Origin of the sequence: Protofrankia symbiont of Coriaria myrtifolia (assembly GCF_900634755.1) — a bacterium.
Classification (GTDB): Bacteria; Actinomycetota; Actinomycetes; order Frankiales; family Frankiaceae; genus Protofrankia; species Protofrankia coriariae.
Genome location: NZ_CAAAFS010000180.1, coordinates 5,633 through 14,804 on the forward strand (window position 1 = coordinate 5,633; position 9,172 = coordinate 14,804).

A 9,172-nucleotide genomic window follows, 5' to 3' on the forward strand; every position below is an offset into this window, starting at 1 on the left:
GAGCCCACGCCGGCCTCCAGCACCCGCGCGCCGGGGAAGACGTCGGCGTAGGTCACGATCTGCGCGGCGTCCTTCGGGTAGACCACGGCGGCGCCGCGCGGCATGGACAGGACGAAGTCGGTCAGCAGCGGGCGCAGCGCCAGGTAGGGCGTCCCCCCGGTGCTGGTGACCACCACGCCCTCGGTGCGGCCGATCAGGTCGTCGTGTTCGATGGCGCCGGCGTGGGTGTGGAACTGGCGGCCCGGCTCCAACGTCACGGTGTGCCGCCGCCCCTTGGGATCGGTGAGCTGGACGCGGTCACCCTTGGTGAGGGTCCCGCGACGGTTGGCGGCGCCGGTGGGTGACCGGTGCACCACTGGCTCTCCTGGTTCGTCTGGTTCGCTCGCGTCACCGTGCGGCGCTGGCTCGGCGCTCACCGCTGGTTCACCAGCCGGCCGATGCTCGCCGGGTCGATACGGGCGACCAGGTCGACCATGGCGAGCACGCCCACCGGGCGCCCGTCCTGCGTCACCAGATACTCGCTCGCGGGTGTGCCGCGTACCGCCGCCAACAGGTCCTCGCCTTCCAGTTCCGCTGCCAGCACCATGCCGGGGGTGATCGTGCGGCTGACCTCGTCCACGGTCATCCATGGCCGGCGGTGTTCGGGCAGGGCGTCCACCGCGGAGCCATTCATGATCTTGACGGGTGTGCCGGTGGGGTCGACCACGGCCACCGCGCTCGCCCCGAGATCCCGGGCGCGTCGCAGCGCCTCGGCGAGCGGCACGTCCCCCTGCACCGGTAGGGTACGCCGCACCAGACGCCCGGCCGACACCCCCGGCAGGCGCATCCGGATCCGCGCCTGGCGCAGCGACTGGTGCGCCCCGAGCGCGATGAACGCCGCCACCACCAGCAGGTAGAGACCGGCGAACCGGTTGCCCGGGGAGAGCAGGACCCACAGCGCCAGCAGGCCGGCGACCACGTAGCCGCCGTACGCGCCGGCCCGGGCGCCGCGCAGCCTGTCCCGGGTGCCGCCCCAGACGGCGGCCACGACCAGCCGGCCCCCGTCGAGCGGGAGACCGGGCAGCAGGTTGAACACGAAGAGGATCAGGTTGGTCGCGGCCAGGTCGAGTATGACCACGCTGGGCTGGGTGCCGCTGTTCAGCGCGGCCAGCAGGGCGAAGCCCACGCCGGCCAGCACCCCGTTGACGGCCGGCCCGGAGACGGCGACCAGGAACTCCCGGGCGGGGGTGGGCGGCTCGGGCTCGATCTCGGTGAATCCCACGAACCCGTGCACCGTCACCGCGCGCACCCGCAGGCCGAGGCCGAGGGCCGTCAGGCAGTGGCCGATCTCGTGCAGGACCAGGGAGGCGATGAACCCGGCGGAGGTAATCGCGACCAGCAGGTACAGCCGCCCGTCCGCCACACCGGGCAGACGCTCCCGGTTGGGCTCAAGCAGCAGCAGGCCGATGATGAGGCCGAACAGCAGCGCCAGCGGGGAGAGGTACACCGGTACGCCGCGGACCCGCCCGACGAGCATGCCGGGTGGCCGGCGGCCGGGTTCGCCCTCCTGGCCGCCTCCGCCGGCGTGAGGGAAGCCGGGACGCGGGACCTGGTCAGGCTGATCGGCCATGTCTGCGATGCTACGGAGTCTTTGCCGGTGGCGGGACACCCCATGACCGCCGATGCGTGTCGGGCGTACCCGGCGTGCCGGCGGCGGGCTGGAGATGGTCGGGACGGGTCGGTCGGGGCCGGCGCCCGGATTGTCGGACCGGCCGCCTATGGTCCGGAGGCATGAGCCCGTCCATGGACCAGCCGCCCGCGCCCGGCGGGGACGCTCCGCCTGCCGCGGGCGGGATTCGCGTCGTCGGATCGCTCTCGCCGTCGCGGGCGGGCGACTTCATGAACTGCCCCCTGCGCTACCGCTTCCGGGTGATCGACCGGCTGCCCGAGCCGCCGAGTTCCGCCGCGGTGCGCGGGACGGTCGTCCACACCGTCCTGGAGCGGCTGTTCGACCATCCCCCGCCGGGGCGCACGATCGCCGCCGCCGAGGCGCTGCTGGAGCCGGCCTGGCACGACCTGCTCGCCCGGGAGCCGGAGCTTGCCACCCTGTTCGCGGACGAGGCCGAGCGGGCCGCGTGGCTGGAGTCCGCCCGTTCCCTGCTCACCGGCTACTTCAGCCTGGAGAACCCCGCCGGTCTCACCCCGGCGGCCCGGGAGCTCTACGTCGAGCACGTGCTCGACTCCGGGGTGCGGCTGCGCGGCTACATCGACCGTCTCGACGAGGCGGCGACCCGCGACGGCCCGGCGTTACGGGTCGTCGACTACAAGACGGGCCGGTCGCCTGGCCCGGCGTTCGAGGGCCAGGCGCTGTTCCAGATGAAGTTCTACGCCTACCTCCTCTGGCGGATCCGTGGTGTGATCCCCCGCGAGCTGCGGCTGTACTACCTGGCCGACCGGACCTGGATACGGGTGCAGCCCGACGAGAGCGACCTGCGCGCCACCGAACGGAAGATCGACGCCGTGTGGTCAGCCATCAGCCGGGCCCGGCGCACGGGCGACTGGCGGGCGACTCCCAGCAAGTTGTGCGACTGGTGCGATCACAAGATCAGATGTCCGGCGTTCGGCGGGACGCCGCCGCCGCTGCCCGCCGCCGACCGTCCGGCCCCGCAGGCCACGACAGTCGATCGTCCGGAGCCGAAACCAGCGGCGTCAGAGCCGGCGGTACGGCGGGCAGCGGACGCACACCAGCCGGACCCGGATCGGCCAGGCACGGGCCCCGACCCGGACCCGACAGATGGCTGACAGTTGGTTACGACAACCCGGCACGATATGCGTCCATGGCGGTATGCGTTCATAGATTGCCAGTCACCGTACATCCGGATTTCGACGGTTATTCGGATCGCCGCCGGGCCGGACAACGTTGAAAAGTCGAGGACGACACCGAAAAAGTCACGGGCGATCGTCGGACGAGGGTGGGACAGTACCGGGAGCCGGGTGGATCTGATCCGATGAATGCGCCGCCGCGGATCCGTTCCGGCCGGTCCCGGCCCGCGGGACGATCAGCGGGGTGCCGGCATTTGTCGGGCGTCCGGGCGGACGATGTCAGCAGGTTGTTCGTGGTGTCAGCACGTTGTTTGATCAGCGCATCGTGATCGACATGTTGTGATCGACATGTTGTTTGAAAGGAGCTTCTTCCATGAGCCGAGCGGGCCGGATCTCCGGCGCCGGTCCTCAGGCCGAGCCGGTTATGTCCCCGGAGCCTTCGGATTCGGCCGGTGCCGCTGGCGGGGTGGCAGGCGCCGCGGCCGCCGCCCGCGCCGAGGGCCTGGTCAAGATCTACGGATCGGGGCAGACCGCGGTCACCGCCCTGCGGAACATAGACGTGTCCTTCCCCCGCGGCCACTTCACCGCGATCATGGGGCCGTCCGGGTCGGGGAAGTCGACCCTGATGCACTGTCTGGCCGGTCTCGACACGGTGACCAGCGGCCGGGTCTACGTCGGCGACGTGGACCTGTCCAAGCTGTCGGACAAGCAGCTCACCCAGCTGAGGCGGGACCGCGTCGGGTTCGTGTTCCAGCAGTTCAACCTCCTGCCGACGCTGACCGCCGCGGAGAACATCACCCTGCCTCTCAGCATCGCCGGGCGTAAGCCCGACCAGGAGTGGCTGCGCGCGGTGGTCGACGCCGTCGGGCTCGCCTCCCGGCTGGGCCACCGTCCCGCAGAGCTCTCCGGTGGGCAGCAACAGCGAGTCGCCTGCGCCCGCGCCCTGGTCACCCGTCCGGAGATCGTGTTCGCCGACGAGCCCACCGGCAACCTCGACTCCCGGTCGGGCGCGGAGGTGCTGGCGTTCCTCCAACGGTCGGTGCGCGAGTTCGACCAGACCGTCGTCATGGTCACCCACGACCCCACCGCGGCGTCCTTCTCCGACGAGGTCGTCTTCCTCGCGGACGGGCAACTCGTCGACTCGATCCCGAACCCGACCGCGGAGAGCGTCCTCGAACGCATGAAGCATCTCGACGATCTCCAACAGGAGGCGTCTGCCGCCGGCGGCGCGTCGCCGGAGGCCCCTCAGCCGCAGCCCCGGCAGAGCCCGGACGAGTGGCACGAGGCGGGCCAGGAGCAGGACCACGGATCCGCGGGCAGGGTCTGACACGATGCTGCGCGCGACCCTCAAGAGCCTGCTGGCCCGTAAGATCCGGCTGGTGCTGTCCGCGCTGGCGGTCGTGGCCGGCGTCAGCTTCGTCACCGGCACGCTGGTCCTCACCGACACGCTGAACCGGACCTTCGACGGACTGTTCGCCAACATCTTCCAGAACGTGGCCGTCTCGGTCCGGTCGACCAACGCGGTGGACAACACCTCCGGGACCAGTAGCAGACAGCCCCTGTCCGCCTCCGTGCTGGACACCGTCCGGGGCGTCGACGGCGTGCGCGAGGCCTTCGGCGGCGTCGACGGCACGGCGGTTCTGGTCAACCCCCGTACCGGCAAGGCCTTCGACACCGGCGGTGGGCCCTCGCTCGGCACCAACTGGGACGGTGGCAGCCAGACCTCCGCGGTGGAACTCGCCAGCGGCCGCGCGCCGCGCGGAGCGGAGATCGTCGTGGACAGGGCCACCGCGGACGATGCCGACCTGCGGCTCGGGGAACAGGTAACCGTCCTCACCAACGGTGGGCCGACCCCCTACACCCTGGTCGGGACGTTCCGGATCGCCGGGCAGGACAGTTTCGGCGGCGCCGCGGTGACCGCGTTCGACACCGCCACCGCGCAGCGCGTGCTGCTCGCCCCGGGCGAGTTCAGCTCGATCAGCATCGCGGCCGACGACGGCATCTCCCAGAACGAGCTTCGCGACCGGATCGCCCGGGTGCTGCCCACCGGCGTCGAGGCGATCACCGGCAAGCAGTTGACGGACGAGAACGCCAACACCGTCCAGGAGGCCATCGCCGGCTTCTCGACGTTCCTGCTCGTCTTCGCGGGCATCGCGGTCTTCGTCGGCGCCTTCATCATCTTCAACACCTTCACGATGCTGGTGGCCCAGCGGGTGCGGGAACTGGCCCTGCTGCGGGCGCTGGGCGCCCGCAGACGGCAGGTGCAGTTCACGGTCCAGCTGGAAGCGCTGATCGTCGGCTTCGTCGGAGCCACCCTGGGGCTGCTGCTCGGTGCCGGGCTGGCGGTGCTGCTGCGGATCGTGACCGCCGCCATCGGGGTCTCCCTCCCCGACGGCGGCCTGGTCTTCCGGCCACGGACGATCATCGTCGCCTATGCCGTCGGGATCATCGTCACGGCCGTCGCCGCGTTCGTTCCCGCGCGCAAGGCCGCGTCGGTACCCCCGGTGGCGGCGATGCGGGAGACCTTCGTGCTACCCGCGCGTTCGCTGCGTATCCGGGGGGTCGCGGGTGGTGCGCTGGCGCTCATCGGTGCCGCGCTGCTGGTGCTGGGCCTGACGACGGCCAGCGGCAAGGGCGCGGCGGCTGTCGTCGGCATCGGGGCGGGGCTGGCCTTCCTCGGGGTGTCCACCCTCTCGCCGCTGCTGGCCCGGCCCGTCACCAGGGTCATCGGCAGCCCGCTGCCGGCCCTGTTCGGCGCGACCGGGCGGCTCGGGCGAGAGAACGCCATGCGCAACCCGCGCCGCAGCGCGTCCACGGCGTCCGCGTTGATGATCGGTCTTGCGCTGGTGAGCGCCTTCTCCGTGCTCGGCCAGTCCATCAAGCAGTCGGTGACGGACACGGTCCGCAACAACCTGGGCGCGGACTTCTACCTGACCTCGACCAGTTTCGCGCAGGGCTTCAGCCCCGACGTCGCCCGTTCGCTGCGGGACGCCCCCGGTATCGAGCTCGTCACGGGGCTGCGGTCCGACGTCGTGCGGATCAACGACAGCAAGAAGCAGGTCACCGCGGGAGACCCGGCGGCGCTGCCGACCCTGCTGGCGCTCAAGACCACCGCCGGTGATCTCCGGGCCCTGGGCAGGGGCTCGATCCTGATCGACGAGGACACCGCCAGGGACCAGAAACTGTCCGTTGGCCAGGAGGTCCCGGTGGTGTTCCCGGACGGGCCCACGACGCTGCGCCTGGCCGGCACGTTCGAGAAGAGCCCGGTGGCCGGGCAGTACCTGATCTCGCTCGACGAGTTCAGCCAACGCTTCCCCACCAACACCCTGGACTTCTTCGTTCTCGCGAAAACGGTGAAGGACGCGGATCTCACCCAGGTACGCCAGGAGATCGACGCCACGGTCAAACCCCATCCGAACGTGGAGGTCCGGGACCAGTCCGAGTTCATCCGGCAGCAGGAGAACCAGGTCGACCAGTTGCTGGGCTTCATCTACGTCCTGCTCGCGCTGGCCGTCGTCATCGCCCTGTTCGGGATCGTCAACACGCTGGCCCTGTCGGTCATCGAGCGGACCCGGGAGATCGGGCTGCTGCGCGCGGTCGGCATGAGCAGACGGCAGCTACGCAGAATGGTCCGGTTGGAGGCGGTCGTGATCGCGGTGTTCGGAGCGCTGCTCGGGGTCGCGGTCGGCAGCTTCCTCGGCTGGGCGCTGACCATCGCGCTGAAGGAACAGGGCATCGACACCTTCGCCTACCCGACGCCGACAATCATCACCGTCGTGATCGTCGGTGGCCTCCTCGGTGTCCTCGCCGCTATCTTCCCGGCCCGCCGAGCCGCAAAGATGGACATCCTCCGGGCAATCGCTACCACCTGACGGCGGCTTTTGGCTGCCCTGGTGGGGCCTCCCAACACCGAACATGCACCGAACATGCTCGGGAGGCCCCACCAGAACACCCATTCGCCCAGCGCAACCGTCGCGTCGCTCGTCATGCCGTTTCCCGGCTCCCGTGACCCAGCGGCGAGGGCTACGGCGCTACCGGCCGGGTAACACCGGACCACGGGAGTGAGGGATCAGACGGTCGAGATGGCGACCGTCTGATCCCTCACTTGCCCGCGTGGAGCAGGGCGTGGTGTCGGTCGGAGTCGGCCGAGGAATCGCCTGTGGCGCAGGCGCGGGCCAGGACGTCGAGGGAGATCCCGAGTGCCCCGGCCAGGGCGGCCACGGTGAAGAACGCTGGTGTCGGGATCCGCCCGGTCTCTATCTTGCGGACGGTCTCGGTGGACAGCCCGGCGGCGGCGGCGACCTGCGCCATGCTGCGCTCACCGCGGGCTTCGCGCAGCGCCGCCCCGAGCCGCCGGCCGCGTTCCAGATCCATCGCCGTCAGCGCGGTCCGCACCATGAACGCAATACTAATACCGGTATAGTTATTGGACGGGGAAGGTGGGCGGGACGACAGAGCGACGACAGGGCAAGGACGAGGCGAGGTGGGGGCATGGTCGAGCTCAAGACGGACGTGGCACTGGCGGCGATGCGGGAAGCGGGCCAGGTGGTCGCACGGGCGCTGGCTGCGGTCCGCGCCGCCGCACAGGTCGGGTCGAGCCTGCTCGAGCTCGACGACGTCGCCGCGACGGTGATCCGCGAGGCCGGCGCCAAGCCGGCGTTCCTGCACTACCTGCCGTCCTTCGCGCCGACCCCGTTCCCCGGGGTGATCTGCGCGTCGATCAACGATGTGATCGTGCACGGTGTCCCGGATGGCTACCGTCTGCGCGACGGTGACCTGGTCAGCATCGACTGCGGCGCGCAGCTCGATGGCTGGACCGGTGACGCCGCGGTCAGTTTCGTCGTGGGCACCCCGCTCCCCGCCGATCTGCGGCTGATCGCCACGGCCGAGCAGGCCCTGGCCGCGGGCATCGCCGCAGCCCGGGTCGGTGCCCGCGTCGGGGACATCTCCCACGCGATCGGGCGGGTGTGCCGGGCGGCGGGCCTCGGTGTCCCCGACGGCTTCGGCGGGCACGGCATCGGCCGGCAGATGCACGAGGACCCCCACGTCCCGAACGACGGCCGCCCCGGCCGGGGCCTGCGGCTACAGCCAGGGCTCGTCCTCGCGATCGAGCCGATGGTCACCGCCGGAGGCGGCGACCGCTACCGCACCGCACCGGACGGCTGGGCGCTGCACACCACCGACGGCACCCGCGCTGCTCACGTCGAGCACACCGTCGCCATCACCGACGACGGCCCCCGCATCCTCACCTTCCCCTGAGGTCGAGACGGCAGTCGGCGCCGATCGCCAGCCACGGGATCCGATCCGTCGCGCCGTCATGGCGCGACGGCGTCTTCGTCCCGCGGCATCGGCGGTCGGCTCCTCGAGCGAGTCCTCGAATAACCGGGGCTTCAGGGAAGGTCGCTGTTGCCGCCCAAATTGTCGATCATGCGGCGCAGGACGTTGAGTGCCGTCACATAGTCGGCCGTTGCGACGCCTTCGTGCGTCTGTTCGTGAGCGCGTGCGTTGCGTTCCCTGGCGCGCAGCAGCCCGGCGCGTTCCCCGCTCCCGGCTCCGGGCGCTCGCGGTGGCCGCGGCCGTGACTGCGGTGGTTACCCTGCTGCTCGTCGGGACGACCGTGCTCCGGCCCGGTGACGTGGCCACGGCCACACCGCTGCTGCCGGCCCCGCTGCGCACGGCCACCACCGGTGATCACGCCGCGGCCGTCCAGGCGCTGACCCAAGCTGCCGAACGGCAACGCGCGCTGTCACCGGCCGGCGCCGGTCCGCTGCTCTACAGTCGCAGCCAGGTCTACGGACTGGACGTCACCGTCGCCCGGCACCAGGCGACCACCGTGGCCCGCACCACCATCATCGACACCTGGCAGCGCCCCGACAGGTCGCGGCACCTCGAGCGCCATGTCCAGAACGTCAACCGCGTCGGCACGAACGTCGGCGGACCACAACCCGCCGACGACCGGTACAACCGCCAGACGGAATTCCCACCGGGCTCGCCGGACCTCGACCCCGCGACGATGCCCACCGACGCCGCCCAGCTCCGCGCACGGCTGATCGCCCGTGCCGTAACCAGCGGCGCCCCCGCCAGCCTGCATGACATCGCCGTCGCAGGGGAGGCCCTGTCCGATCTCGCCTCCGGTCTCACCAGCCCCCAGCAGAACGCCGCCTACTATGAGGTCCTCGCCCAGCTCCCGGGCGTCTTCGACGCCGGGCCTGTCCGTGACCGCGCTGGCCGTCCCGGCCATGCCATCGGCGTCGTGGTCTCCGACCACACCAGCCTCGTCGTCGCCACCAGCTACCTGGTGCTCGCCGAGAGCGGCACACCACTGACCACCGAAACCGTCTACACCCCGGGCCCCCCGCCCGGCCTGCGC

Annotated in this window: 6 protein-coding genes and 2 pseudogenes; 5 read left to right on the top strand and 3 right to left on the bottom strand. The window is 71.2% G+C overall.

Translation table 11 applies throughout. The features are described 5' to 3' along the window. A pseudogene (locus CM1CMNOD_RS10165) lies at nt 1-356 on the bottom strand (tRNA (adenine-N1)-methyltransferase); the annotation flags it as partial. Nucleotides 357-412: 56 nt separating this feature from the next. Then, nucleotides 413-1,609: a site-2 protease family protein gene (locus CM1CMNOD_RS10170; RefSeq protein WP_043603472.1), complete on the bottom strand. Its 1,197-nt coding sequence runs from the start codon at nt 1,607-1,609 to the stop codon at nt 413-415. A 161-nt stretch (nt 1,610-1,770) separates the two neighbouring features. Here CM1CMNOD_RS10170 and CM1CMNOD_RS10175 point away from each other — a divergent pair, with 161 nt between their 5' ends. The 3 genes and pseudogenes from CM1CMNOD_RS10175 to CM1CMNOD_RS10185 all read left to right on the top strand — a co-directional run bounded on the left by CM1CMNOD_RS10175 (nt 1,771) and on the right by CM1CMNOD_RS10185 (nt 6,674). Further along, nucleotides 1,771-2,781: a PD-(D/E)XK nuclease family protein gene (locus CM1CMNOD_RS10175; protein ID WP_202797611.1), complete on the top strand. Its 1,011-nt coding sequence runs from the start codon at nt 1,771-1,773 to the stop codon at nt 2,779-2,781. Between the two features lie 445 nt (nt 2,782-3,226). Then, nucleotides 3,227-4,004: pseudogene (locus CM1CMNOD_RS10180) on the top strand (ABC transporter ATP-binding protein); the annotation flags it as partial. A gap of 129 nt (nt 4,005-4,133) precedes the next feature. Next, nucleotides 4,134-6,674 carry an ABC transporter permease gene (locus tag CM1CMNOD_RS10185; protein ID WP_013873568.1) on the top strand — a complete coding sequence of 847 codons (2,541 nt, stop codon included), beginning with the start codon at nt 4,134-4,136 and terminating at the stop codon, nt 6,672-6,674. A 229-nt stretch (nt 6,675-6,903) separates the two neighbouring features. On the opposite strand, the gene CM1CMNOD_RS10190 is transcribed toward CM1CMNOD_RS10185, so the two are convergent. Next, nucleotides 6,904-7,200, bottom strand: coding sequence for a helix-turn-helix domain-containing protein (locus tag CM1CMNOD_RS10190; RefSeq protein WP_013873569.1), 297 nt, complete (start codon nt 7,198-7,200; stop codon nt 6,904-6,906). Nucleotides 7,201-7,293: 93 nt separating this feature from the next. Between CM1CMNOD_RS10190 and map the strand changes: the two genes are divergently transcribed. Next, entirely contained in the window at nt 7,294-8,061 is a 768-nt protein-coding gene (gene map, locus CM1CMNOD_RS10195; protein ID WP_013873570.1) for a type I methionyl aminopeptidase, read from the top strand. Nucleotides 8,062-8,302: 241 nt separating this feature from the next. Further along, nucleotides 8,303-9,172 (top strand): CU044_5270 family protein (locus CM1CMNOD_RS10200; RefSeq protein WP_241245632.1); only part of this gene is annotated, 870 nt, incomplete at its 3' end.

Bases quoted from the DNA above. Each gene is read 5' to 3' on its own strand.
- CM1CMNOD_RS10190 (WP_013873569.1), bottom strand. From the start codon at position 7,200: ATGGTGCGGACCGCGCTGACGGCGATGGATCTGGAACGCGGCCGGCGG.
- CM1CMNOD_RS10185 (WP_013873568.1), top strand. From the start codon at position 4,134: ATGCTGCGCGCGACCCTCAAGAGCCTGCTGGCCCGTAAGATCCGGCTG.
- CM1CMNOD_RS10170 (WP_043603472.1), bottom strand. From the start codon at position 1,609: ATGGCCGATCAGCCTGACCAGGTCCCGCGTCCCGGCTTCCCTCACGCC.
- CM1CMNOD_RS10175 (WP_202797611.1), top strand. From the start codon at position 1,771: ATGAGCCCGTCCATGGACCAGCCGCCCGCGCCCGGCGGGGACGCTCCG.
- map (WP_013873570.1), top strand. From the start codon at position 7,294: ATGGTCGAGCTCAAGACGGACGTGGCACTGGCGGCGATGCGGGAAGCG.